This is a genomic window from Mesorhizobium sp. B2-3-12 (assembly GCF_006442205.1).
Taxonomy (GTDB): Bacteria; Pseudomonadota; Alphaproteobacteria; order Rhizobiales; family Rhizobiaceae; genus Mesorhizobium.
Window position 1 is genome coordinate 1 of sequence record NZ_VFVR01000020.1, and the last position, 24,485, is coordinate 24,485.

The following is a 24,485-nucleotide window of genomic DNA, read 5'->3' on the forward strand; positions in this document are numbered from 1 at the left end:
TGCCTATGGGCGCGCCGAGGTCGCCGGAGCGCTCGGAGCGTAGGACGGTTGCGCTTAGTGGGTTGGGCGAATTGGGGCCGATCGCGGACTATCCGCTTTCAGCTCCCGCACCGACGAAAATTTACTTTCAGCTTTGCCGGCTGAGGTTTCGAGCTGGCCAAAGCGGACGCTCGCTAGCAGCGAGTCTCATGCGTACGGAAGGTAGTTCATGATCTAGCATTGATGCCGCGGTCAACCTTAACCCCAATCTTTTGCGCCGTATTGCTCTGCATTAACGACGGCGTAGGGCGGCAATCTGATTGAACAGCTTCACCACTTCCTCGACATCACCGGGACTTCCGTCCCACACCTTTAGAGCGCTGCCAATTATGCGTGTAACGCTCTCGGTGTATTGCTCCCTTGGGAGCGCCACTCCCAAGAACGTGCAAATTTGAACCACATTGGGATTTAGCGTTGCGAAGTGCCCGCCCAGTATGCGACTGAGACGGCTGGGCTCGATTCCACTAAGGCTCGCTGCTTTCGCTGCGGATAGGCGCCGATCGACTAGTGCAATTTTGAGGTCTCTCGCGATTCTTGATGCTTCTTCAGTTGTCAGCCTCATCCGTTTCGAATAGGATAGAACTTGCAAATTTGCAAGTTCATTGATCTGTGATGACCGATTGGTAGTTTAGGGGTGTGGGCATGGCGTGGAGCAGGCAGCAGGTAACAGCGGTGAAGATAGACGTCGGGCCCTCTATCATGTTGCACAGCGGCGCCTGGCTGGACCTGCTCTCGCCCCGTACCAGCGATTTTACCATCGAGGATATTGCCCACGGTCTGGCGCTTCAGTGCCGTTATGCGGGCCAGTGTCTCGATTTTTACTCTGTGGCCGAACACAGCCTGTTGGTGAGCAATCTCGTGGAAGAGGATCCCTTGGCCGCTTTGCTGCACGATGCGGCGGAAGCTTTCCTTGGCGATATTACGCGCCCCCTCAAGCAGATGCTTCCGGACTACAGGCAGATTGAAACTGAGATGCAGCGCGCGATCGCTGAGCGGTTTGGCATCAGCACTCAGCCAAATCAGGCAATCAAGCTAGCCGATCTGCGTGTGCTGGCCGCCGAACAGGCTCAGATCATGCCGGCAGGCACGGACGAATGGGCTAAGCGCGATCGGATCGCACCCGCCCAAGTAAAGGTACGCTTCCTATCGCCGCGCGAAGCCAAGAGCGCGTTCCTTCGCCGATATCAAGCCCTGCAATAGAACTCGCAGCAAAAACCAACACAATTCGGCATCTCTCAACAAAAACCTTCGCGCGAGCTATGGATTGATTTGAAATCGATGCATATCTCTTCGAAGTGGGGAGTCTGAGTCCTGGGCCGATGGGGAAGGATTAGAGCTCCTAGTGGCAGGAGGTTGCACTGAATCCAATTTTCTTGGTGTCCGGTCCGCTTGCGGCCGGCAAGTCGATGTTTACCGAGCAACTGATGTCACGTTTCGACGCGAAACGCGTGTCCACACGGGCGCTATTGCTGCGCGCCAGCGACACCGATGATCGCGACGCGCTGATCAAGCTTGGCGACAAGCTCGACAGTGAGACCAACGGAAAATGGGTCCTCAATCAGTTTCTGGCTGAAACGAACGGGGCTCCGGCGGATCGGATCTGGCTGGTAGATGCGGTCCGGACGCTGGACCAGGTTAAGCACTTCCGCGACAAATTCGGTGACAGAGTCGTTCACGTCCACCTCACTGCGCCAATTGGTGTGTTGCGCGAGCGTTATCTGGCACGCAAGGCGGAGATCCGGGAGTTCAACAGCTACGACGAGGCACGCGAGCACGGGGCGACTGAAAGCAAGATCGAGGCGCTAGCGGAAGTCGCCAACGTGGTTTTGGAAACCCACCGTTCAAGCCCCCGATCGTTGCTCGCTCAGGCAACTGCGGGACTTGGCCTGTTTCCACGCGACGTTGCCCGGTGTGTTGACGTTCTGGTCGGCGCTCAGTACGGAAGCGAGGGGAAGGGCAATATCTGCGCCTTTATCGCCAAGAACTACGATGTTCTCATGCGGGTAGGTGGACCCAATGCTGGGCATAAGGTCGCCAGTCCCAAGTACGACTACATCCAGCTGCCCTCGGGAACGCAAAGCAATCCTGACGCAAAGATTCTGATCGGCTCGGGCGCGACCCTCTCAGTCAAGCAGGTGCTCAAGGAGATCTCTGACCTCAAGCTCACCGAAGACAGGCTGTCGATCGATCCGCAGGCAATCATCATCGAAGACAGCGACATCGAACGGGAAGCAGGCACCCTCGAGGTCATCGGCTCGACCAAAAAGGGCGTCGGAGTTGCTACGGCGCGAAAAATCCTGGGGCGAGACGGCAACGAGTACTGGGGCAGTAAGGTCCGCCTCGCCAAACACGTCGTGGAGTTCAGGCCGTTCATCCGTGACACCAAAGTCGAACTCGAGACAGCTTATGCTGCCGGCAAGTCAGTGCTCCTCGAGGGCACTCAGGGAACCGATCTCAGCCTGCATCACGGTGAGTACCCATTTGTAACCTCGCGCGAGACAACAGCATCCGGTTGCCTCGCCGATGCCGGCATTGCACCAACGAGGGTCCGACGGGTGATCATGGTCATGCGGACCTATCCCATCCGCGTCGGCGGCACGTCCGGGCCGATGATGCACGAGATTACGGTCGAGGACATTGCGGCGCGGAGCGATATTCCTGCGGCGGACCTGCACAAGATCGAAGTTGGCACTGTGTCCGGAAAGGAACGCCGCATCGCCGAGTTTGACTGGGAGCAGGTGCGACGCGCCGCCAGCATCAACGGAGCAACGGATATTGCGCTGACCTTCGCCGACTATCTCGGAATCGACAATCGCAAGGCGCAGACCTTCGAAGAGCTCAACGCAACGACCAGGGACTTCATCGAGCGGGTGGAGAAGGTTACCAACGCCCGCGTGTCGCTGATTTCCAAGGACTTCGGGAAGGACGCCGTCATCGTTGACCGGCGGCAGTGGAACTGAGGAGCTGCGGGTGCAGGAAAACGAACTGATCAGCAGTTATCCGCGGCTGTACCATATGGCGGAGGACGGTTCGTTCCCATCGATTCGGGATCACGGGCTGATGAGCGCGACAGCGCTCCTTGATACTTACGGGATTTCTGGCGACCAGCGGCTTGCCATTGAGGAGAGGCGTCGGCCCGAGAGTGTCGATATCGCAAAGGATGGGCTGCCCAACGCCGTCATCCGCGACAATAACCCGATGAGCGACAGCGCGCTACAGAAGTGCCTTCAGGACGGGCTGACACCATTTCAGTGGTACAAGATACTCAATGGCAAGACCTTCTTTTGGCTGCACAAGAGGCGGCTGCACAGGCTTCTGGCGGCCAAGGCATACCGGAAACGGCCGCACACAATTCTGACGTTTGACACTGCGTCCTTGGTCGCCGCCCACCGCGACAACATCCTCCTCAGCCCGATAAACAGCGGGTCCACGATCATGAATCCCCAACCGAGAGGGAAGGGCACGTTCGTGAAGATTGCCGACTATCCGTTTGCCGAGCGAAGGAAAACGAGACCCCTGGAAAATGCCTTGGTCGAGCTAACCGTCGCCTACAGCGTCCCGGATGCCGCCAATCACCTTCTGGCGGCGCAATGCGTCAACGGCGATGAAATCAAGGATCTGTGGCGGAGGTCAGGCAGCCATCCGCACGAGGGCCTCTAGGCTGGTACTGCCAACCTGGCTGGTCGCTTGGCCTTTCGGACGAGGTCGGCCAAGTGACTGGTAAGTCCGATCTCGCCTTCAATCTTCACCCCTGCATCGGCCGGCATGTCATGTAGGAATGTTCGCAGCGCCTCGAGCCCTTCTGCCGCTTCGAAGGTTAGCCAGCGGGTCGCCTCTCCCGGCACCAAGACAGTCTGTGATGTTTGGGTTGCACCGCGATGGAGCTGCACCACCCAGACCATCTGACCGTCATAGACCCACTCGAAACGTACAGCTCCAAGCGAGCGGGACAACATGCCGTAAACCATGTCGACCTGCTCGGCCACGGCAGACGGCAGCTCTTCGGGATGGTCGATACCCAGCATGAAACCATCGCCCTCACCCGAGCGCCCTTCCACGAGCAGCGTTCCATCGATCGTGACAATGGCAGCGCCTGAATAGACCGCCGGCACCGCAGCCTGACAGATTACGGAAGCGATGGCAGTGTGGTTGGGATCCTCCGCGGACATAAGCTTGAATGGGTCAGTCCAGCCCTTGAGGGTTGTGTACTTTCCTGGCTCTGGCTCATGCGGACAGGTGCGGGTCCAGACCTCGTGACTTCCCGTTGGCTTTCCAAAGGTAAAGGGCGCAACGCGCCGCCCGAAAACAGTGGTAGCTGGCACATTTGCGCCTACGAGTTCGGCCATGAGCAGCCCGAACGCCTTGTCGCCGATATGTCGGCTGAAGCGGTTAGGCCAGCTCATGCTGGCAGTCGCCGCCGCCGTATTTCCGGGCTCCCACTCCCAGCATAGCGTGTAGCTGTTTTTCCAGCCGTGTGGCCGAGGATGAATGCTGAACTCGAGCCGTCCTTGGCCCTGTGTCTCCAGGTTAGGTCGAAATCCATAGATTTTCGTGAGCAGTTCAAGCGCCCAAGGCACGGGTAGGGAAGCCACCCCTGGCTTCTCGACGCACCGCGGTGTGTCATCAGGAGCGAACTCCATGATGCCGCCCTGGACCACGCCGGAAACCCCGCCATCATTGATGTCGATGGTCTCATTGGCGATCACGAACAGGCCCGACGAGATAAGGCGCTTCAGCCCCGCGAGAGCTTCCCGCACGTCTCGGATGCCGTAGACAAATTCTTTGCTCCGCGGACTGTCCGGGGCATAGCTGCGCAGATTTATCGAGGCATCCACACTCGCGGCCAGCAAGGCGGCAAGGGCCTCCTTTGCATCTGAGAAGTGGTGATTCGGGGCGTAACCGAAGACGCGCGAGTAACTCTGAGAGAACGCGCCACCGGACGTGGGAAAGAAGCTGATGAATTGCGCCACGTTCCCGGTCTGCGCCAACGCGTCCAGCGATTCATCCTTGCGGAAATTCAAAGCGATACCCAATCCGATTTCTTCACCGGCCGACAACAAGCCTTCCAGCTAAAGGGCACATAGTGCCCTTTAGCGCCACCTGGGCAAGCGAATGTTCCCCGCTTTCCCGCCAGTTTTGCACAGGCCAAGAACAACTGCGCCGGTACACTCAAAAGTCGCACCTTGACGCGCGAGAGGACAATTCGATCGATTGGGATGAAGTTCAGGCCGCCGCCTTCGGCAATATCGGCGAGATTTCCAAGTCGCCACTGAAGAGGGATGAACCCGCTTTGCCGTCAGCACGCAATTCGCGCATCGTCAGGTGCATTTCCTTGTCACTCAAGCGGAAGAAGCAGTAAGTGTTGCGCTCGTTGCCGGGACGCCGCACTGGCGAAACGCCGGTACTGCCGTTTGAAACGACATAAATCGCTGGCTGTTGTGAAGCACCGGCAAGCGACTGATTGTCGTATTTTACCACTCGTGGCATGTGTTCGTGGCCGTGAACTGCCAGTTGCACTCCAGCCTGCTGAGCAGCGTCCAAGATTCGCGGGGCATCTACCGAAAGCGTTATGCCCTTCTTATTCAGCGTTGCGACGCTGGTCACCGGCAAAAGATGGTGATGCAGGGCCATGATCTTGAATGTCGGTCGATCGATCCGTTCGGCACCAAGTTCGCGCAAGGCGTCGATCCCACTGTCGCCAATGTAGCCGTACTCGCTCCATTCGGTTTGAACGATGGTGCATGAGTTCAGCACCCCGATCAGCACATCTACATCACCGAATTGCAGTCGCCGAACATAGTTCAGCGTCTCCCTCCAACCGCGGCCTATCAGTTCCTCGCAGAAGATGCGGTACTGGAGCTCATGCTCGTATGTCGCCTGGTTGCTCACCGCCAACTTGGCGGGATCGACGCTCGACAGATCCATCGCGCGGACAATGTCATGGTTTCCGGGAACGGCCACGATCTGGTCTCGCTCGAGACCGAGCGCCTTAGTGAGGCTCGCAAACTCCGCCAAGATGCTGCTGCGTCTGGCTTGGCTCCAGTCGCCCTTGGTCGTGAAGTCACCGGTAACCAGGATTGTGCCGATATCGTTCTGAGCACCTATCCTGTCCAGGTCGTCCACAAGGGCTTCCGTGAGCGTTTTCTTCGAGTTGCCGATAACCGGTGTTTCGCCCTGCAGGCGAAAGTCGTAGTCCGGTCCGAAATGAAGATCGGACAGGTGGAGAATCCCCGACCGGTTGGCGCGGGTCGTCGCGGCTACCCGGTCGGGCTGACGGGCGCTTCCATCGAGTGGCACCAGAGTGTGATCGCCAAACCTGTTTGCTACCTCATCGAGATATTCGCATGCCTGTATTTCGATGAGTTTGAACCAGCCGAAGATGCGAGTACGCTCGTCGACATAATAGCTTGGAACAGCAGCCAACTCGTCACCGTCCAGCAACCCGCGGCGCCAGACCTCAACCGTCGCAGTGAACATCCGCCTGGTGGAGCGGTCGACGATATAGGCGATCGTTGGGCGTTTCATGGTGTCGAGCGCATCGAGGTGCTCGTCCTCGAACGTCTTCTTCCACCAGCCCCACCAGACGAAGCCCTTGGTCGAAATAATCTCACGGTGGGACTGAATGGTGTCGACGCCCGGCGTGGTGTCTCTGAACCTCAGCGCTATCATCGGTGTTGCCACTCTGCAGTTCTCCAAAAGGGTGGTTTCGGGATGCGCCACTCTTCAAGTGCCGGATATATACGAAACAGTTCCGTCGGCGGTAGCTCCGAGGTCAAGTACGCCCGCAATGCCTGAATCAGATGATGGCCGTCGCTGACCACGGCGACCTCGTTCTGTGAACTCCACAAATCGATACTGTCCCGACCGAGCGCCCGCCGGCTTACATGAGGCCATGTCCATCCCTCGGCTCCGAGGACTTGTGCCACTGTCGACAGACCGGTGGAGTGCGGAGTATCACGGATGGCGAGCTGATAGTCGTTGATCGTGAAGCGAATCCACCGCCCCGGCTCAATGTGGGGTGGCGGCATACTAGGTTCGCAGTTGACCGATATGCAAACAAGGTCGCCACGTCGAGCCTCTCTATCGGAACTTATGCCCCCAGTCCTCCTGACGGCCGCCTGTTCGAACTCTGGCGACAGGTATTCTATCGCGATGCCAGCATCATCCAGATTCCCCCATCCACCGACCCAGCTAGCGAGTTCTTGTCGTTCCGCCCTCCCGGTTGGCCGGGTATGCTCTGGCCAAAGGGTAGCGAGGATTTGCCCTCCTTGGCCGACGACCGAAGCTGCCCAAGCTATCCATCGTTTCGCCTCGGCTGGATACCAAGGCGGATCCAGAATTGCCATCGATTGCTGGATCTTCAGCGTCACTTCTCCGACGTCGGCTATGATGTGTTTCCTGACGTTTTGGAAGGGCTGCCGGTCGACCAGAATCGAATCTCTTGAAGCTAAATCGAGGTAGCGAGACACAGAGGGCGTGCCTACGGCTAGGACGGTTGCCTCAGGCAAAGCCAAGCCACATATCGCCTGAACTGATGCGGCGGAGTATCGCCAGTCGAAGTCGAGGGGATGAGGTTGAGGCAGGCGCAGCGGCGGGCTCCACGTTCCGAGAGATAGTGATCCAGAAATAGCTCAGAGGTATGGCTAGTTCACGCCTTCTTTTGTGTAAAACTGCTCACCAGCAACTCACGGTCGACCGGTGTAGATAGTCTTCGTGGTTGGCAAGACAACGCTGAAGGTCGGGGCCGCTGAGCATAGAGCGCGACTATGCCCCCCTCACCCCCCAGCCAACCTCGGCAGCAAAAATATCTCCGCCCCCGGCGGCAGCTCCTTACTCCACGTGTCGCGATAGATCGTCCCGTCGATCGCGACCGCGATGCCGCGGTCGATCCATGGCTCCAGGCCGGGATACTGTTCAGCGAGTTTCCTGAACAGCTCCCTGATGTCCTTGGCCTCGACCTCGACCTTGCTGTTGCCTCCGGCGACCTGGCTGAGCGCGCCCCAAAGCGTGACTTCGACCATCAGCGCTGCGGTGTGCCGATATTCAGGTGAGGCCGGCCTGCAAATGGCAGCTTCCTGCGCTTCCCCGTTCTACTGCGTCGCAGTAGAACTGAGCTCACGTACTTAAGTACGCTCCGCTCCGGTTCTCGGAACCCGCCACTTTCGGCTCGGCCTGACCTGAATCTCAACACACCTTATCCCTAGCTTTCGCCCTAGCCTTCCCGTTCCGCCTCGATCGCCGCCAGGATGCGCGGCGGCGACATCGGGATGTGGGTCATGCGCACGCCGGCCGCGTTCGAGACCGCGTTGGCGATCGCCGCCAGCGGCGGCACGATCGAAGTTTCGCCGACGCCGCGCACGCCATAGGGGTGGTTGGGGTTGGGGATTTCCAGGATCTGCGTGTCGATCATCGGCAGGTCGGAGCACACCGGGATGCGGTAGTCGAGGAAGCCGGCGTTCTGCAGCCGGCCGTCCTTGCCGTAAATATACTCCTCGTTGAGCGCCCAGCCGATGCCTTGCGCGGCACCGCCCTGGTACTGGCCCTCGACATAGGTCGGGTGCACCGCCTTGCCGGCATCCTGCACCACCGTGTAGCGGATCACCCTGGTCGAACCCGTCTCGGGGTCGACCTCGACGTCGCATATATGGGTGGCGAAGGAGACGCCGGCGCCGTCGGCGACGAGTTCGCTATGGCCGGCGATCGGCCCGCCTGTCGTGCCCGATTTGGCAGCGATCTCCTTCAGCGACAGTTTGCCGAGATTGCCGTGCTTCTCGCCCTTGGCGACCGCGTGGCCCTGTTCCCAGACGACGTCGTCGACGGAAATGTCCCACATCTGGGCGGCGCGCTCGCGCAGGATTTTTATCGCGTTGCGGGCGGCCGAGATCGTCGCCATCGAGGACGAGAAGGTGCCCCGGCTGCCGTCGGTCATGTCGTTATAGCCGAGGCTCGACGTGTCGGCGACAACAGCCTTGAGCTGGGTATAGTCGATGCCCAGTTCCTCCGCCGCCACCAGCGACAGCGAGGCGCGCGAACCACCGACATCGACGGTGCCCACGGCCAGCGACACCGAGCCGTCCATGCCGATGTTCAGGTCGACGCAGGTCTGGCCGCCGAAATTGAACCAGAAGCCGCAGGCCATGCCGCGTCCCTGGTTTGCCTTGAGCGGCGCCTTCATATGCGCATGGTTCTTCACCGCTTCCAGCGTCGGGCCGATGCCGATCGGGCCGTAGACCGGACCGTAGGAAGAGCGTGTGCCTTCCTGGGCGGCGTTCCTGATGCGGAACTCGACCGGATCGATGCCGATCTCCTTGGCGAGTTCGTCGACGGCGCTTTCCACCGCGAAGGCCGCCATCGGCGCCGACGGCGCGCGATAGGCGGCGGTCTTCGGCCGGTTGACCAGCACTTCGTAGCCCACCGTCTTGACGTTATCGAGCTTGTAGCAGGCGAACGCCGTCATGGCGCCGATCTCGGCCCATGAACCGGCATAGGGGCCGGCGGAATAGCGCAGCGTCGCTTCGGCCGCCGTGATCGTGCCGTCCTTGCGGGCGCCGATCTTGACGTCGATCGAGGTGGCGCTGGTCGGGCCCGAGGCGCGGAAGACCTCGTCGCGGGTCATCACCAGCTTCACCGGGCGTCCGGCCTTGCGCGACAGCGCGAGCGCCACCGGCTCGGCCCAGACATGGGTCTTGCCGCCGAAGCCGCCGCCGATCTCGGACGAGGTGACGCGCAGCTTCGAGGCTTCCATGCCGAGCAGTTGTGCGCAATGCTGGCGGTAGACGAAATGGCCCTGCGTGCAGACCCAGAGGTCCGCCGTGCCGTCGGTGCTGACATTGGCAACGCAGGCATGCGGCTCGATATAGCCCTGGTGCGTCTGCTCGGTCTTGAACGAGCGCTCGACGATGAAATCGGCCGCCCCGAAACCCTGATGCACGTCGCCATGGCCGAACTGCGAGCGCTTGGTGACGTTGGACGCTTTTGCCGGCTTCTGCTCCAGCCCCTCGGTGAAGATCGTGTCGTTGATCAGCGGGGCGTGGTGCGCCATCGCCTCGTCGACATCGGTGACATGCGGCAGCACCTCGTAGTCGACCTCGATCAGCTTCAGCGCCTGCCTGGCGGTGCGGGCATCGATCGCGGCGACCGCGGCCACCGCATGGCCGTCATAGAGCGCCTTGGTGCGCGCCATGCAATTGTCGAGGATGTCGTACATGGCGGCATCGCCATCGGTGAGATCAGGCAGGTCGGCCGCCGTGATCACCGCCTTGACGCCCGAAAGCGCTTCCGCCTTGGACGTGTCGATCTTGCGGATGATCGCATGCGCGTGCGGGCTGCGCAGCACGCGGCCGACCAGCTGGCCGGCCATGTTGAAGTCGGCGCCATAGCGGGCGCGGCCGGTCACCTTGTCGACGCCGTCGGGACGGATCGGGCGCGTGCCGACGGAAGCGAATTTACGGCCGGAAAAACGTGGATCGAAATTCATGCTCACGCTCCCTTCATAACGATTGCCGCGTCCTGGACGGCGCGCACGATCTTGTCATAGCCGGTGCAGCGGCAGAGATTGCCGGCCAGGCCGAAGCGGATTTCCTCCTCGGTCGGGTCGGGGTTTTTCGCCAGCAGGTCCTTCGCCGCGATCAGGAAGCCCGGCGTGCAGATGCCGCATTGCAGCGCGGCATGCTCGAGGAATTTCTGCTGCAGCGGGTGCAGCCTGTCGCCATGCGCCATGCCCTCGACGGTCTCGATGCGGCGGCCTTCGGCTTCCGCGCCCAGCACCAGGCACGAACAGACCAGCCGGTCGTCGAGGATGATCGAGCAGGCGCCGCAGTCGCCGGTGCCGCAGCCTTCCTTGGCGCCGGTCAGGCCGAGCCGGTCGCGCAGCACGTCGAGCAAGGGCTCGTCGGGCTGGCAGAGATATTCGACCGCGTCGCCGTTGATTGTGGTTGAAACCGCTACACCAGCCATCATTTGCCTCCTGCACGTGCATAGGCGGTCTGTGCGGCCCGCCTGGCCAGCACGCCCGCAACCTTGCGTCTGAATTCGATTGTGCCTCTTTTGTCGTCGATCGGGCGGCAGGCCCCGGAACAGATTTTGGCCAGCCGCTCGAGCGCTGCCTCGTCGAGCTTGCGGCCGATCAGGGCCTCGGCCGCTTCTTCGACCAAAAGCACGGTCGGCGCGGCGGCGCCGATCGCCACGCGGGCCGCCGTCACGACGCCCGCTTCGTCCAGCGTCAGGTTGACGCCGGCGCTGACCACGGCGATGTCCATTTCGGTGCGCGGAATGAACCTGAGATACGCATCGGCCGAGCGCGGCGCTTGGCTGCCGAGCAGGATCGCCTCGATGATCTCGCCCTTGGCGAGCGATGTCCGGCCCGGCGCGGTCGGCACGGTCTCGACTGCTATGGTGCGCTTGCCCGACGGGCCGACGACCACGGCGCGCGCGCCCGCCGCCACCAGCGCCGGCACGCTGTCGGCGGCCGGCGAGGCGTTGCACAGATTGCCAACGATGGTGCAGCGCCCCTGCACCTGCTTGGAGCCGATCAGCTTGGCCGCCTCGACCACGCCTGGCCAGGCCTTCTTCAAGGCAGCGTTCTCGCCCAGCACGGCGCAAGGCACGGCGGCGCCGATGCTGAAACCGTCGGCGGTTGCCCGGATTTCGGACAGGCCCGTGATCCCCTTGATGTCGATGATCAGTTCGGGTTCGACAAAGCCGCCCTTCATCCTCACCAGGAGATCACTGCCTCCGGCAAGGATTGCGGCCGGGCCGGCCGATCCGGCCAGTTGGCCGACGGCGTCTTCGATTGAAAGCGGACGTATGTAGCGCATCGTCTCCCCTTGGTATGGCGATTTCAGCGACCGTTATAAACAATCGTCTCATAATGACCATCCGGTTCGTGGGCCGAGGCGATTGGGCCAGGTGCGGCAAAATGCGATCCACCTGAAGGGAAACACGCCTGCGGGGGAGCGTCGGCCGGGCTTGTGCGTTTGGGGACTGGATGCCGCCCTGGCCCGCCGAAGCCCCGGAGTTGGACCGTGGCCGGCACGGCGGTTTGCCGATAGCAATTCGTGAGCGCAGCGGAGGCGAAAGACCATGACCCTGACCAATCGCGACATCGTCGAACTGACCGAGTGGCGGCGCGCCCTGCACCGGCGGCCGGAAATCTCCAACGAGGAGGAGAAGACGGCACAAGCGGTGGTCGCGTTCCTTGCCGACACCGGGCCGGACAAGGTGCTGACCGGCCTCGGCGGACACGGCGTGGCGGCGGTCTACGACAGCGGCAAAAACGGACCAACCGTCCTGTTTCGCTCCGAACTCGATGCGCTGCCGATCGAGGAATTGTCCGGCGTGCCGCACGCCTCGCAAGTGCCGGGCAAATCGCATATGTGCGGCCATGACGGGCACACCGCGATCCTGGCGTCGCTTGGCCGCCAGTTCGGCCGCGAGCGGCCAGCCAGCGGCCGCGTCGTCTTGATGTTCCAGCCGGCCGAGGAAACCGGCAATGGCGCGGCCGGCGTCGTCGCCGATCCGCGCTTTGGCGAGATCGCGCCCGATTTCGCCTTCTCGCTGCACAATCTGCCCGGCGTGCCGTTCGGCGAGGTCAGGCTCAAGCCCGGCGTGGTCAACTGCGCCTCGCGCGGCATGCGCATCGTGCTGGAAGGCAAGACCGCGCACTCCTCCATGCCAGAGACCGGCATTTCGCCGATGAAGGCGATTTCCGAACTGATGCCGGCTCTGCCCGCGCTCGGCCGCGCGACCTTCGCCGACGATGATTTCGCCATGGTCACCGTCACTCATGCGCGGATGGGCGAAGCCGTGTTCGGCATCGCCCCCGCCCATGCCGAGGTCTGGGCGACGCTGCGCACCCGCCGCGACGAGCGCATGGCCGACCTCTGTGCCGCCGCCGAGGCGCTGGTCAAGGAGATTGCCGGCCGGTACGGCCTCGCGGCCAGTTGGGACTATCACGAGATCTTCGTCGCCAGCGTCAACGCACCCGACGCGGTCGAACATTTGCGGCGCGCCCTCGATGAAGAAGCCGTCGCGCATGGCGAGGAAGCCTTGCCGATGCGCGCCTCGGAGGATTTCGGCCTGTTCGGCCACAGCGCCTCGTCGGCGATGTTCTTCCTGGGTGCGGGCGAGCGGCACCCTGCCCTGCACAATCCCGATTATGACTTTCCCGACGACCTGATCCCGATCGGCTCGAAGATATTCATGAGGACGGCGCGCAACCTCCTCGGCTGATCTCAGCGGCACCCGGCCAGCACCGTGGCCAACGTGGCGGCTCCGTCCCGATCAACTGGCCGCCTGGACTCCTTGAAACTGGATGTTTCCAACGGGCCGGATTTTCTGGCATCTGTTCCCGCAACGCAAGGAGTTCGACCATGTACACGCCGCCCGCCTTCCGCGATGACGACAGCGACAGCCTCATCGCGACGATACGCGCCGCGCGGCTGGCGAACTTCGTCACCGCCACGGCGGACGGGCCGTTGGCCACCCCGCTGCCGCTTTTTCTCGACGAGACCGAGGGCGAGCATGGCGTCATCCACGGCCATCTGGCCCGGGCCAACCCGCAATGGCGTGTTCCCGCGATTGGCGACGGGCTCGCCATCTTCATGGGACCGGACGCCTATGTGACACCGGCCTGGTACGCGACCAAGCAGGAAACCGGCAAGGTCGTGCCGACCTGGAACTACGCGGCCGTTCATGCCTACGGGCCGGTCGAGTTCTTCGAGGATGCCGACAGGCTGCTGGAGGTCGTCACCCGGCTGACCAACCTGCATGAGGGCGCCCGGACGGCGCCCTGGGCGGTGTCGGACGCGCCGCCCGACTTCATCCAGTCGCAGCTTCGCGGCATTGTCGGCCTGCGCATGCCGGTCGTGAGGCTCGAAGGCAAGCGCAAGATGAGCCAGAACCGCAACGCCGCCGACCGCGCCGGCGTCGCCGCCGGGCTGGCCGCCAGCGAGCGGCCGTCAGACCACGAGGTCGCCACCCTCATCCCGTCGTGAGAGCGTCGATCAGGTCAGGCGTTGATCCGGCCCGCGACCCCAAGTCGCCTATCGGCGTCCACCACTGGAAGATCCGGTCTCCCGTGCCAGCACCAGGTTGGCGTCGTCGAGGATGTAGCGGACATAACGGTAGTCGCGAATGAAGCTGATCCGGCCTCCGCGCCATTCCAGCCACATGAAATGATGAGGCTTCGCGGCGGTCCGGTCCTGAAACACCGCGATCACCTCGCGGCCCTCGACCCATGCCGGCCTGAGCCACACGCCATCGCCCTTGGCGTAAATGGTGAAGAACATGCCGACATCGCTGGCGCCCGCGCGCGGCGGGTGCATGGACTGCTGGAGCTTCACGTCGTCGGCAAGCAGCGCGCGCAAGCCGTCCCAGTCGCGCTGGTTGAACAGGTTGACGTAACGCACCACGGCGGCGGAAGCGATGCGCGCGTCGGGAAGCGGATTGGCCTCGGCATTGATCTGCCGAAGCCGGGCGCGGCCGCGCGCCAGATGCCCCTTCACGGCATCGACGGTGGTGCCAAGCAAAGCGGCAATGTCGGCCAGCGGCTCGTCCAGCACATCCCTCAGGATGACCACGCTGCGTTGGGGCACAGGAAGCTCCGCGAAGCGCGACACGGCGGTTTGCACGGCTTGCCTGCGCATCAGCATCTCCACCGGATCGGGCTTGGTGTCGTCGGCGATGTCGAGCGCCGCCTCGATCGGCTCCGCGGCGCGGATCGCGCGGCTGCGCAACAGGTCGAGCGCCCGGTTATGAGCGATGCGGAACAGCCAGGGCCTGAGTTGCGGCACCTCGCTCAACTCATCGAGCGCCAGGACGGCGCGGGCGAACGTGTCCTGCACCACATCCTCGCCGTCGATGACCGAGCCCATCAGGCGCGAACAATAGCGGTGCAGCTCAGGCCGCAGCGCGGCGGCAAGGGCAAGCAGCCCTTCCTGCCGGTCGCGCTCCACGGCTGTCTTTCCGTCGCTCAAGGACCAGCGCCCTCCATGATGGTCACGCCCGCATCGCCGCTGAGGCCGAAGACGACGCCCTCTTCATAGTGCGGATCCTCCAGCAGCGAGACCACCCTGTCGCCAAACGCCCGGGGCGGCATCGGCGCGCCGAAGCGGGTGATGAACTGTTCCGGCGTGATGCCCATCGACCCGGCATAGGCGCTCGCCGCCGCATCGCCAATCCCGGTGCCGAGGATCATCTGCCGTGGCAGGATCGCCTGGAAGCGTATGTCGAGGCCTTTCTCTTGCGCCACGCCATTGGCGTATTTGGCCATGAACCAGAGCATGCGCTTGGCGCCGCCATAGCCGCCCGACATTTGCGACCCGGTGACGGCCGCACCGCTCGACCCGATCAGCACCCGGCTGCCCGGCCCGAGCGGCAGGTTCAGCGCCGCCTGCAGCCAGTAGAGCCCGGCCTTGACGTCGGTTTCCCAGGCAATGGAGAAATCCTCCCACTTCAACTGGTCCAGCCGCCCCATGCGCGGCGTGACGCCAGCGTTGAGCACCAGTATGTCGGGGCGGACCTCGCCCAGAATGCGATAGGCCGCGTCCTCGTCCGTGACATCGGCCGCGATGGTGGCAACCCCGAGCCGCGCGCCGACCGCCTCCAGCGCCTCCGCGCCCCGCGCGACGACCGTCACCTCGGCGCCCTGTTCGACCAGCGCCTCGACCAATCCGAGGCCAAGCCCCCGGCTGCCGCCGGTGACCACGATCTTTTTATCCTTGAGGCTCATTGGATCCTGCTCCAGTGTTTCACTGTAGCTAAGACGTTCGAGGGTTGGGGAAAGAGTCAGCGGTGGGCGAGATTTGGTGATGGCGTCCGGATATGACCTGCCAAATGGGTCGGAGCGGACCGGCGGCTTTCGCCCCCTTGTCGAGGCGGAATATCCCGTCATTGCCACCTTGGGAATCCGCGGTTCGTCCCATGTGCCGAGATATTTCCCGCAAACGGCGCAGCTGATTGGCGTTGAAGGTTGGACGTCGGCGGGGATCCGAAGGCGGATCGTCCCGCAAAAGGTGCATTCCAAACGTGGTCCAGATAGTCGCCGACGAGTTGTCTTCATTCAGGAAATGTTGGCGTCGAATTCAATTGCAAAGCCCGCGTCGATGGCGGCCCGTGCAACCTGATCGCCCAGTTGCCAGTCCGTGAACTCGCAAAGTGGAAACATCGCTCTCATGGCATGGACAGCCTCGGAGATCGAAACGCTGGGGTTGTCGACATTATCGAGCAGGTAGCGGACAATCGCCTGCCTGACGTCCGAAAAGGCTGTCTGCGCGACCGCGGGCATCTCGCGTACCTAGGAATGAAGCCGCATTTCCGCGCCCTCGGGCATCGCTGCGTCGAAGGTGACGGGAATGCCGTGAACGATGCAGGCCGCCGCCAGCATCCCCTCCAACTCGCGGTCGGTGGCTCCGCAGGCCGGCATAAGTGTTCGGATGGCGCGGATTGCCCGGGCGATGGAAAGAAACCGGGCTCGGCCCCTGGAAAGGACATAGGCCTCGGTCGCCTTTTCCACTGTGACACGGTGAAAAGCGCTGGTCATTGCGAGCTCCTCCCTGAACTCGAACCAACGTGATTTACGCCCTATTATCCGCGCCCATCAAGCTTATGTACGATTGCGGACTGTCAGTCGGCTACAATGCCGAATGCCGTTGCTCCTCCTCTCCGTAGGCGCCGTGAGTGAGCTTTATCAGTCCGCTGCGATCGACGATCGTGATCTCGCCACGCCTGGCCTGGACAAGCCCCCGATATTCAAGCATTTGGAGGGCCGTGGTGACCCCAGGGCGCCGGGCGCCCAGCATAGTGGCCAGAAATTCATGTGTCAGGTAGATCCTGTCTCCTGACGAGCGATCGTGGACCATCAGCAGCCACCGAGCCAACCGCTCCTCGATCTTCGAGTGGCCGTTGACCAGCGCGGTCCGGGAAGCCTGGATGAGGAAGGCGTTGGCATAGCCCAGTAACGATTCGCGAAGAGTCGGGCTTTTCGCGAGGGCCGCGCGAAGATTTTCAACCGGCAGGCGCCAGCCCTGACTGGCGACTTGAATATAGGTTTCGTTGGGAGAGCTCTCCTGGCCGAGAATGACCGTAACGCCGGTCATTCCATCGTGGCCGACGATGCCGACTTCGCACTGTCGCCCTCCGGTCATGATGGCGACCACCGAAGCGATCCCGGATTCGGGAAAATACACATGCTCAATACGCTGATGGGGATACTCCAACCTGGCTTTGATCCCCAGTTCGACGTGATGCATCGACGGCTGCAGGAGCGTGAAATCCTCCGGAGACAAGGTTTTAAGCACGTGGTTGCGAAAAATGGATTGAGGCATGGCTCCTCTCCCGTTGCGGGCAAGAGCACTTTCCTCTCACTGTCGGCGGCATCCGTACGTGACTGGCGGCCGATACCGAAAGCATAGGCTTCGGACCGGGGCTTAGCAACGACCGGGTCGGTGCGGGCGCCCCTTGTCGTCGTCGTCGATGATGTCAGCCTCCAGGAAGGAGCAAAGCCGATTTCGGTGAACGAAACGAAGGCGCATGGCAACCATGTGGCGTGAACCCGGCGACCGCCGGCTTCAAGGCCGTGCCCAGTGGACGCCCCGCCGCACATATGCTCCATGGGCAGGTGACGAAGCGGTGGGGAAGAAGTGAAGCGCGTTTTTCGGTTGTTTGTCGCGGCGATGATGGGGGCCGCAGTGGGCGGTTGCACCAGCGTTTCCTACTATGCGCAATCGCTGGAGGGCCATGTCCGGATCATGGCCGCGCGCCAGGACGTCGGAAAACTGATCGAGGCCCCTTCGACGCCGGAGGCGTTGCGCGCCAGGCTGACCTCGGCCAGCGCGATCAGGCGCTTCGCCACGGACGAACTGGCGCTGCCCGACAACAGCAGCTATCGCAGCTATGTCGACATCCACCGGGATGCCGTGACCTGGGCCGTTTTTGCCGCGCCGCAATTCTCGCTCACGCCGAAGACGTGGTGCTTTCCGGTTTTCGGCTGCGTTCCCTACCGGGGTTATTTCGACCGGAAATCGGCGGCGCAAAGCGCCGTCGCACTGCATGGACAGGGGCTGGACGTCTATGTCAGCGGCGTCACGGCCTATTCGACGCTGGGCTGGTCCAGCGATCCGCTGCTCTCGACCATGCTGCGCCAGGACGACACCTATCTGGCAAGCCTCGTCTTTCATGAACTGGCGCATCAGCGCCTCTATGTGAATGGCGATTCCGCGTTCAACGAGGCTTTCGCCGTTGCCGTCGAAACCACCGGCACGAGAAAATGGCTGCGCGCCGCCGGCGATCGCGCCGGATTGCGCCGCTACGAAGCCGATCGCAAGCGCGGCGCCGATTTTCTCGCTTTGGTGGCGAAAACCCGCGACGAGTTGCGGCAGGTCTATGAAAGCCCCCGCACCCCGGAGCAGATGGCGGCGGCCAAGGCAGCCACGCTCGAGAGGCTGCGGACCCGCTACCGGCAGATGCGCGACAAACGCTGGGCCGGATACAAGGGATATGACGCCTGGTTCGAGGCCCCCATCAACAACGCCAAGCTCGCCGCGACGTCCGTCTACGGCGAACAGGTTCCGGCGTTTCTTCGCTTGTTCGACCTGTGCTCAAGCGATTATCCCAGGTTCTACGCGTCCGTTCGACGGATCGCGGATTTGCGCCAACCTGCCCGTGCCGAAGCGCTCAAGGCCGCGACCACCTGCGATTGATTTGACACGGACGGGGCCTTTGGCGTGCCCCGATGGCTCTAAGCCTGGTTCGCCAGGACTGACGTTCCGACGTCCGCGTCGAGCACGAAACGCTCGCAGCGCTCGCCGTCGGCTTCGTCGATGAAGCTCTCGACATGTCTGAAGCCGAGCTTCGCCATGATCCGCAGCGACGCGGCATTGCGCGCCGCCGCTTCGGCGGTGACCTGTTCGAGCGCCAGGGTCTCGAAGGCATGGCGAACCACTTCGCGCGCGGCCTCGCTGCCCAACCCCTGCCCCCAATGCGCACGCCCCAGCACAAATCCCAGCGCGGCCGCCTTGGCGTCTGCAGCGAAGGACAGGGTTATCGTCCCGATCGCGTCCGACACGCCAGCCTGGTCGATCGACCATTTGATCGCCTTGCCCTCGGCCAACCGCCGGCGCGCAAGGGCGAGCCATCGGGCGCCCGCGCTGATGTCGTCGGGAACGGGATCGCCCGCAAGGGAAGCGGATTCGACATCCGTGGCCCGCGCGAACCAAGCCGGGATATCCCGCTCGCCCGGCGCCCGAAGCACGAGCCTTGCCGTGGTGAGCCTGGGAACTGTTTTCATGGCGGCATTTTCGGCCTGGGGGAGCGCCGATGCAACGGTGTCCTACACAAAGCTGTCACGAAGCCAGCTTATCCGGTCCTCAGGACCATCCGCATGAGACGCCTTGAAACCGCCTGGCCGGCGGGCGATCCGGATATGTGGACTGCTGTTTTCGGAGACGACCATGCTTGAACGGACGGACAGGGCCGCGCCCCACCGGGATCACGCGAAGAAACGGGACATGTGGCTGAGTGAATTCGAGATCGTCCTGCGCGACCGCGTCATTGCCAATGGCGCCGTCAGGATCGAGGACGGCCTGATCGCCGAGATCCGCGACCAGCCGGTCGAGAATGCCGATTTCACCGGCGGCGGCCGCCTTCTGCTGCCTGGTTTCATCGACATGCATGGCGACATGGTGGAGCGGGAAGTGGAGCCGCGCAGCGGTGTCCACGTGCCGATGGCAATCGGCATCGCCGAACTCGACAAAAGGCTGGCCTCCTGCGGCGTGACGACGGCCTATGCCGCGCTCTCCTTCATCGGCAACAGCGCCACCGCGGCCTTGCTGCGCTCGGAAGAACACACGTCGTCCATCATCGAGACCATCACCGGGCTGAAGGACGACCTTCTGGTCGACCACCGTATCCATGCCCGTTTCGAAGTGACGTTCACCGCGGCCGTCGGCGTGCTGGAAAGGCTGATGGATGCCGGCAAGCTGGACCTGATCTCGCTGATGGATCACACGCCAGGACAGGGGCAGTACCGCGATGTCGAACTGTACATCGCGCGCCTGGCCAAGGAGCGCGGCATGTCGATTGCCGACGTCTCCGAGGTCGTCGGCAAGCGCATGGCCGATCGCAACGGCCATGGCGGCGTGCTCGGCACCCTGCAGGGCCTGTCGGCGTTTGCCCGCGCGCGCGGCGTCGTGCTCGCCTCGCACGATGACGACACGTTGGAAAAAGTGGAGTTCGTCCACGGACTGGGAACCGTGCTCAGCGAATTCCCGGTGACCCTGGAGGCGGCGCGGGAAGCCCGCCGGCTGGGCATGTATACGGCCATGGGCGCGCCCAACGCGCTGCGCGGAGAATCCTATTCGGGCAATCTTTCCGCTCGCCAGGCCTATCAGTCCGGGCTGCTCGACATGCTGGCCAGCGACTACCACCCGGCCTCGATCCTGCCTGCCGTGCTCGGCCTGGCGGAGCTGCGAAGGGATGGACTGGCGGCGGCGGCGGCGCTGACCAGCGCCAATCCGGCCGCCGCACTCGGGCTTGCCGATCGCGGCGCCATCGAAGCCGGGCTCCTGGCCGATCTCGTCGTGGCCGACCGCCTGCCGGTGCCACGCGTGCGCGCCACCTTCCGCGCCGGCCGCATGATCTACGGCGACGGCACGCTGAGCCATGTGTCGTCCGCGAATATCGGTAAACCGCCGGCACCTCCGACCCTCGCGGCGATACGATAGGCAATGACGCCGCCAAAATTGCGCAAAAACAGGGATTCAGAGATCGAGCGCGACCATCATCCCGCGCACCTCCGCCATTTCCAGCAGCAGATCCTGCAGGCTGTCGAGGGTTAGCGCCGCGCCTGATATCGCCAACAATTCCGCGACACTCTCCTTCATCGAAATCACGGCAACTCCGGTCTTTTCGGAAAGCAGCCGAGCAATGGCTGTGCGCACAAGCGCGTTCTGATCAGGCATGATCCCCCTTTCATGCTATGGTAACGGCCCCATTTTCTTTCATGCTATGCGGCCTTCCGCAACTTATGCGAGCGTTCATTTACGCTTGCAAGTCGTCCTGTTGATGGTCCTGATGGGATGCGCGGCCACTCAGCGGCGATAGCGACGGCACCCCGCTGTCGTCGGGTTCCATGGCGGCAAGCAGGGCCAGCGGCACTTCGTGCCGATAGAGACCGATGAAAGTCCTGCCTTCTACAGTTACCGGCAACTCTGTTGACCTGTCGAAAATGGAATACGTGCCTGTCGGCTCGTGCAATATCTCGAAACGATCCAATGCAAACCTCACCTCCCCCCGGGGAACCCTGTAACGCACGCACCCATGAGCGGTTGCATAAAAAATCGATTTTTTTCGGCCAGGGGAAGCGGCCGGAACGACGCGCCGCAAAATCAGTGCGCACCATTTTAAATGTTGACGCGTGTCAATTTTTTCTGAAACATGCGGCAATGCTGACGTGGCATGAAGTCAGCGCTCTGGGAGGAGCAATGCCTGACACGCAAGGGACTTGAACCGGGGTTGCTATCCCAAGCGCCCCGCCAGTCCCTACAATCCAAGCGCCGGGCCAACGCAAGCGCCGGGTTGCTTGCCTGCTGTCGGTATTCCTTCGCGGAAAACCGTGCCGGCAACAAGGGATTCGGAGGAGGAAGACAATGCGCATCTTGAATAGCCTGGCGATTGGCGCCGGCCTGCTTGCAACGACAATGGTGGCGCCTGCCCATGCGCAGGATGCGGCGAAGGTCGCGGCCATCGTCAAGGGCCTCGACAACCCCTTCTTCCAGACCATGCAGAAGGGCATCGAGGAACAGGCCAAGGCCGACGGCGTCAATGTCACCGTACAGGCCGCCGCCAATATGGGCGATGCCACCGGCCAGGCCGATCGCCTGACCGCCATGGCGATGCAGGATTTCGATTGCTACCTGGTCAACCCGATCAGCGTTTCCAATCTTGTCCAGGCACTGGTGCCGGTGGCGCAGAAGAAGAAGCCGATCGTCAACATCGATAGCACCATCGACCCCGAACAGGCCAAGGCCGCCGGCTTCACCGTCTCGACCTATATCGGCACCGACAATGTCGCCGCCGGCGCGCTGGCCGGCGAGGAAATGCTGAAGCTGGTGCCGAAGGGCGCCAAGGTGGCCCTGGTCGCCGGTATCGTCGGCGATGTCGGCTCCAACGCGCGCATCAAGGGCTTCAAGCAGGCCGTCGAAGGCAAGCTCGAGGTGGTGGTGATGGTCAGCGCCGACTGGGATCGCGAGAAGGCACTGACGGCGGCCACCGACATTCTGGCCGCGCACCCGGATCTCGCCGGTTTCTTCGCCGCCAACGATATCATGGCGCTCGGCGTCGAGCGCGCGGTGCGGACCTCGGGCAAGGACGTCAAGGTGATCGGCCTCGACGGCATCGTCGACGCGTTGAAATCGGTCGCGGCTGGCGAACTCTCCGCCACCGTCGCCCAATATCCCTATGTCGTCGGCGCCATGGGCGTCGAGGCCTGCAAGGTGGCGGTCAAGGGCAAGGAACTGCCTGCCTACGTGCCGGCGCCCGTGCTCCTGATCAACAAGGACAATGCCGAGGCCTCGCTGAAGAACTTCCCGCGCCCCGGCGGCGAGTATCCCGATCCGTTGCGCGAGATGCTGAAGTGAGCAACCCCATGGACAACGCGCCCGCCGCCCATTCGGCGGGCGTGCCGGAGGAGAGCCGCCCCTCCCTGTCGGCTCTCCTCCTCGATCCCTCCTTCTGGGCCGACTGGGCGTCCGTTGTCGGCCTGGTCGGGCTGGTCATCATCTTCGGCATCGCCCAGCCGGTCTTCCTCAGCGTCGCCAATTTGCAGGCGCTGCTGCTGGCGTCGGCGATCCTGGTCGTGCTGTCGATCGGCCAGACCTTCGTGGTGGCAACGTCAGGCATCGACCTGTCGATGGCGGCGGCGGTCATGCTTGGCGCCGTGATCCTCGGACTCGTCAGCGCCGGCGGCTACGGCATCTTCATCGCCTGCGTGCTTTGCGTGCTGGCGACCAGCGCGCTCGGCTTCCTCAACGGCCTCATCATCACCGTCGGCAAGATTCCCGACTTCGTGGTGACCCTCGGCACGCTCTCGGCCATCACCGGGCTTGGCCTCATCCTGTCTGGCGGCGAGCCGACCATGGTCGGCTCGACCTTCCTGTTGAAGCTCGCCTCCGGCTCGTTCGGGCCTTTCGGCTATCCGGTCTGGGTGGCGATCGCGGCCGTCATTGTGGCGCATATCGCACTTTACCACACACGCTTCGGCGTCCATCTCCTGGCCACCGGCGGCCAGGTCGAGAGCGCCGGCGCGCTCGGCATCCACACCAACCGCGTCAAGATCGCCGCCTACACGATATCGGGCTTCTGCGCCGGCATCGCGGCTATCCTGCTGGTGGCGCGCATCGGTTCGGCCGAGCCGCAGATCAACACCAGCCTGCTCCTGAATTCGGTTGCCGCGGTGGTTCTGGGCGGCGTCAGCCTGTTCGGCGGCCGCGCCTCGATCCTTGGCCCGGCCATCGGCGCGCTGATGCTGACCGCGCTCGTCAACGGGCTGACGCTGCTCAGCGTCTCGGCCTTCTATCAACCGCTCGCCGTGGGCGCCATCGTGGTGCTCGCGGCGCTGATCATGCGGTACCAGAAATGAGCGCCACATCCTCCGACGCAATCATCGCCTGCAACGGCCTGAGCAAGCACTTTGGCGGCGTGCGCGCATTCACGGATGTCGCCTTCCAGGCGCGCCGCGGCGAGGTCACCGCCGTCATCGGCGACAACGGCGCCGGCAAGTCGACGCTGATCCGCTGCCTGGTCGGCGTGCATGTTCCCGATGCCGGCTCGATCGTCTTCGACGGCCGCGAGCACCCCTTTTCCAACCCGGACGGGGCGCGCAAGGCCGGCATCGAGACCGTGCACCAGAACCTGGCGCTGATCGACGAGTTGACCGTGGCGCAGAACCTGTTCCTCAACCGCGAGCTCGTGCGCCGCATCGGCCCTCTCGCTTTCCTCGACCGCAAGGCGATGAAGCGCGAGGCCCGCTCGATGCTGTCGCGCCTGTCGATCAACGTGCCCTCGATCAACCAGCGTGTGCGCCGGCTGTCCGGCGGCCAGCGGCAGGCGATCTCGATCTGCCGCGCCGTCGGCTCCGGCGCCAAGCTGGTGGTGATGGACGAACCGACGGCCGCACTCGGCGTGCAGGAGACCGCTAATGTCGAGGCGCTGATCCGGCGCCTGCGCGAACAGTCGGTCTCGGTCATCCTGGTCAGCCACAATTTCGATCAGGTGCGGCGCCTCTCCGACCAGATCTGGGTGATGCGGGCCGGCAGGATGGCCGCGACGGTGCGCGCCTCGGAGACATCGGGCAACGAACTCGTCGCGCTGGTCACCGGCGCGGCGTGATCGCGCTCTCATGACATCAACGGCTGGCCGCCGCCGCGGCCGGCATCGGCTTAATCGGAAGG

Annotated in this window: 24 protein-coding genes; 10 read left to right on the plus strand and 14 right to left on the minus strand. The window is 63.1% G+C overall.

Annotated features, from left to right (window positions below):
* Positions 1-681 precede the first annotated feature (681 nt).
* The 3 genes from FJ948_RS28965 (at position 682) to FJ948_RS28975 (ending at position 3,699) form a co-directional block, all read left to right on the plus strand.
* Positions 682-1,239 (plus strand): hypothetical protein, encoded by a 558-nt coding sequence (locus FJ948_RS28965; protein WP_140710548.1) that lies wholly within the window; start codon positions 682-684, stop codon positions 1,237-1,239.
* A gap of 224 nt (positions 1,240-1,463) precedes the next feature.
* Entirely contained in the window at positions 1,464-2,999 is a 1,536-nt protein-coding gene (locus FJ948_RS28970; RefSeq protein WP_246677649.1) for an adenylosuccinate synthetase, read from the plus strand.
* The gene (locus FJ948_RS28975) at positions 2,977-3,699 is read left to right on the plus strand and encodes a hypothetical protein (protein ID WP_246677650.1); all 723 of its coding nucleotides are present in this window, start codon (positions 2,977-2,979) and stop codon (positions 3,697-3,699) included. The genes FJ948_RS28970 and FJ948_RS28975 overlap by 23 nt, the downstream gene beginning before the upstream one ends.
* Here FJ948_RS28975 and FJ948_RS28980 read toward each other — a convergent pair.
* From FJ948_RS28980 to FJ948_RS29010, 6 genes are all read right to left on the minus strand, one after another.
* A complete protein-coding gene (locus tag FJ948_RS28980) occupies positions 3,696-5,096 on the minus strand; it encodes a hypothetical protein (protein ID WP_246677651.1) in 1,401 nt (466 codons plus the stop codon). The two genes, FJ948_RS28975 and FJ948_RS28980, sit on opposite strands and share 4 nt — an antisense overlap.
* Positions 5,097-5,262: 166 nt before the next feature.
* Positions 5,263-6,720, minus strand: coding sequence for a metallophosphoesterase (locus FJ948_RS28985; protein ID WP_246677652.1), 1,458 nt, complete (start codon positions 6,718-6,720; stop codon positions 5,263-5,265).
* Positions 6,721-7,814: 1,094 nt separating this feature from the next.
* Positions 7,815-8,060 (minus strand): MoaD/ThiS family protein, encoded by a 246-nt coding sequence (locus tag FJ948_RS28995; RefSeq protein ID WP_140710552.1) that lies wholly within the window; start codon positions 8,058-8,060, stop codon positions 7,815-7,817.
* Between the two features lie 191 nt (positions 8,061-8,251).
* A complete protein-coding gene (locus FJ948_RS29000) occupies positions 8,252-10,516 on the minus strand; it encodes a xanthine dehydrogenase family protein molybdopterin-binding subunit (RefSeq protein ID WP_140710554.1) in 2,265 nt (754 codons plus the stop codon).
* Positions 10,517-10,518: 2 nt separating this feature from the next.
* Complete coding sequence (locus FJ948_RS29005) at positions 10,519-10,995, minus strand: (2Fe-2S)-binding protein (protein ID WP_140710556.1); 477 nt, start codon at positions 10,993-10,995, stop codon at positions 10,519-10,521.
* A complete protein-coding gene (locus FJ948_RS29010) occupies positions 10,995-11,855 on the minus strand; it encodes a xanthine dehydrogenase family protein subunit M (RefSeq protein ID WP_140710558.1) in 861 nt (286 codons plus the stop codon). Before FJ948_RS29010 ends, FJ948_RS29005 begins: the two co-directional genes overlap by 1 nt.
* 265 nt (positions 11,856-12,120) lie before the next feature.
* Here FJ948_RS29010 and FJ948_RS29015 point away from each other — a divergent pair, with 265 nt between their 5' ends.
* Positions 12,121-13,269, plus strand: a complete 1,149-nt coding sequence (locus tag FJ948_RS29015; protein WP_140710560.1) for an amidohydrolase — start codon at positions 12,121-12,123, stop codon at positions 13,267-13,269.
* A gap of 140 nt (positions 13,270-13,409) precedes the next feature.
* Entirely contained in the window at positions 13,410-14,033 is a 624-nt protein-coding gene (locus tag FJ948_RS29020; protein ID WP_140710562.1) for an FMN-binding negative transcriptional regulator, read from the plus strand.
* A gap of 48 nt (positions 14,034-14,081) precedes the next feature.
* Here FJ948_RS29020 and FJ948_RS29025 read toward each other — a convergent pair whose 3' ends face one another.
* The 5 genes from FJ948_RS29025 to FJ948_RS29045 form a co-directional block, all read right to left on the minus strand.
* Positions 14,082-15,014, minus strand: coding sequence for a sigma-70 family RNA polymerase sigma factor (locus tag FJ948_RS29025; protein WP_140710564.1), 933 nt, complete (start codon positions 15,012-15,014; stop codon positions 14,082-14,084).
* Complete coding sequence (locus FJ948_RS29030; RefSeq protein ID WP_140710566.1) at positions 15,011-15,769, minus strand: SDR family oxidoreductase; 759 nt, start codon at positions 15,767-15,769, stop codon at positions 15,011-15,013. The genes FJ948_RS29025 and FJ948_RS29030 overlap by 4 nt, the downstream gene beginning before the upstream one ends.
* Before the next feature lie 330 nt (positions 15,770-16,099).
* Positions 16,100-16,324: a hypothetical protein gene (locus tag FJ948_RS29035; protein ID WP_140710568.1), complete on the minus strand. Its 225-nt coding sequence runs from the start codon at positions 16,322-16,324 to the stop codon at positions 16,100-16,102.
* Positions 16,325-16,333: 9 nt separating this feature from the next.
* Positions 16,334-16,579 carry a hypothetical protein gene (locus tag FJ948_RS29040; RefSeq protein ID WP_140710570.1) on the minus strand — a complete coding sequence of 82 codons (246 nt, stop codon included), beginning with the start codon at positions 16,577-16,579 and terminating at the stop codon, positions 16,334-16,336.
* A gap of 91 nt (positions 16,580-16,670) precedes the next feature.
* Positions 16,671-17,363, minus strand: coding sequence for a Crp/Fnr family transcriptional regulator (locus tag FJ948_RS29045; protein WP_140710572.1), 693 nt, complete (start codon positions 17,361-17,363; stop codon positions 16,671-16,673).
* A gap of 348 nt (positions 17,364-17,711) precedes the next feature.
* Between FJ948_RS29045 and FJ948_RS29050 the strand changes: the two genes are divergently transcribed.
* The gene (locus tag FJ948_RS29050) at positions 17,712-18,737 is read left to right on the plus strand and encodes an aminopeptidase (RefSeq protein ID WP_140710619.1); all 1,026 of its coding nucleotides are present in this window, start codon (positions 17,712-17,714) and stop codon (positions 18,735-18,737) included.
* Between the two features lie 38 nt (positions 18,738-18,775).
* Here the strand turns inward: FJ948_RS29050 and FJ948_RS29055 are convergent, their stop codons facing one another.
* Positions 18,776-19,324 carry a GNAT family N-acetyltransferase gene (locus tag FJ948_RS29055; protein ID WP_140710574.1) on the minus strand — a complete coding sequence of 183 codons (549 nt, stop codon included), beginning with the start codon at positions 19,322-19,324 and terminating at the stop codon, positions 18,776-18,778.
* Positions 19,325-19,544: 220 nt separating this feature from the next.
* On the opposite strand from FJ948_RS29055, the gene FJ948_RS29060 reads away from it, so the two are divergent.
* The gene (locus tag FJ948_RS29060) at positions 19,545-20,759 is read left to right on the plus strand and encodes an alpha-D-ribose 1-methylphosphonate 5-triphosphate diphosphatase (RefSeq protein WP_140710576.1); all 1,215 of its coding nucleotides are present in this window, start codon (positions 19,545-19,547) and stop codon (positions 20,757-20,759) included.
* Positions 20,760-20,795: 36 nt separating this feature from the next.
* On the opposite strand, the gene FJ948_RS29065 is transcribed toward FJ948_RS29060, so the two are convergent.
* On the minus strand, positions 20,796-20,996 hold the full coding sequence (locus FJ948_RS29065) for a hypothetical protein (RefSeq protein ID WP_140710578.1): 201 nt from the start codon (positions 20,994-20,996) through the stop codon (positions 20,796-20,798).
* 79 nt (positions 20,997-21,075) lie between these two features.
* Positions 21,076-21,309: a hypothetical protein gene (locus FJ948_RS29070; protein ID WP_140710580.1), complete on the minus strand. Its 234-nt coding sequence runs from the start codon at positions 21,307-21,309 to the stop codon at positions 21,076-21,078.
* A gap of 374 nt (positions 21,310-21,683) precedes the next feature.
* Here FJ948_RS29070 and FJ948_RS29075 point away from each other — a divergent pair, with 374 nt between their 5' ends.
* From FJ948_RS29075 to FJ948_RS29085, 3 genes are read left to right on the plus strand one after another with little or no spacing between them, the layout of a single operon-like run.
* Entirely contained in the window at positions 21,684-22,673 is a 990-nt protein-coding gene (locus tag FJ948_RS29075; RefSeq protein WP_140710582.1) for a substrate-binding domain-containing protein, read from the plus strand.
* Entirely contained in the window at positions 22,670-23,674 is a 1,005-nt protein-coding gene (locus tag FJ948_RS29080) for an ABC transporter permease (protein ID WP_140710584.1), read from the plus strand. The genes FJ948_RS29075 and FJ948_RS29080 overlap by 4 nt, the downstream gene beginning before the upstream one ends.
* A complete protein-coding gene (locus FJ948_RS29085) occupies positions 23,671-24,423 on the plus strand; it encodes an ATP-binding cassette domain-containing protein (protein WP_140710586.1) in 753 nt (250 codons plus the stop codon). The genes FJ948_RS29080 and FJ948_RS29085 overlap by 4 nt, the downstream gene beginning before the upstream one ends.
* Positions 24,424-24,485 lie beyond the last annotated feature (62 nt).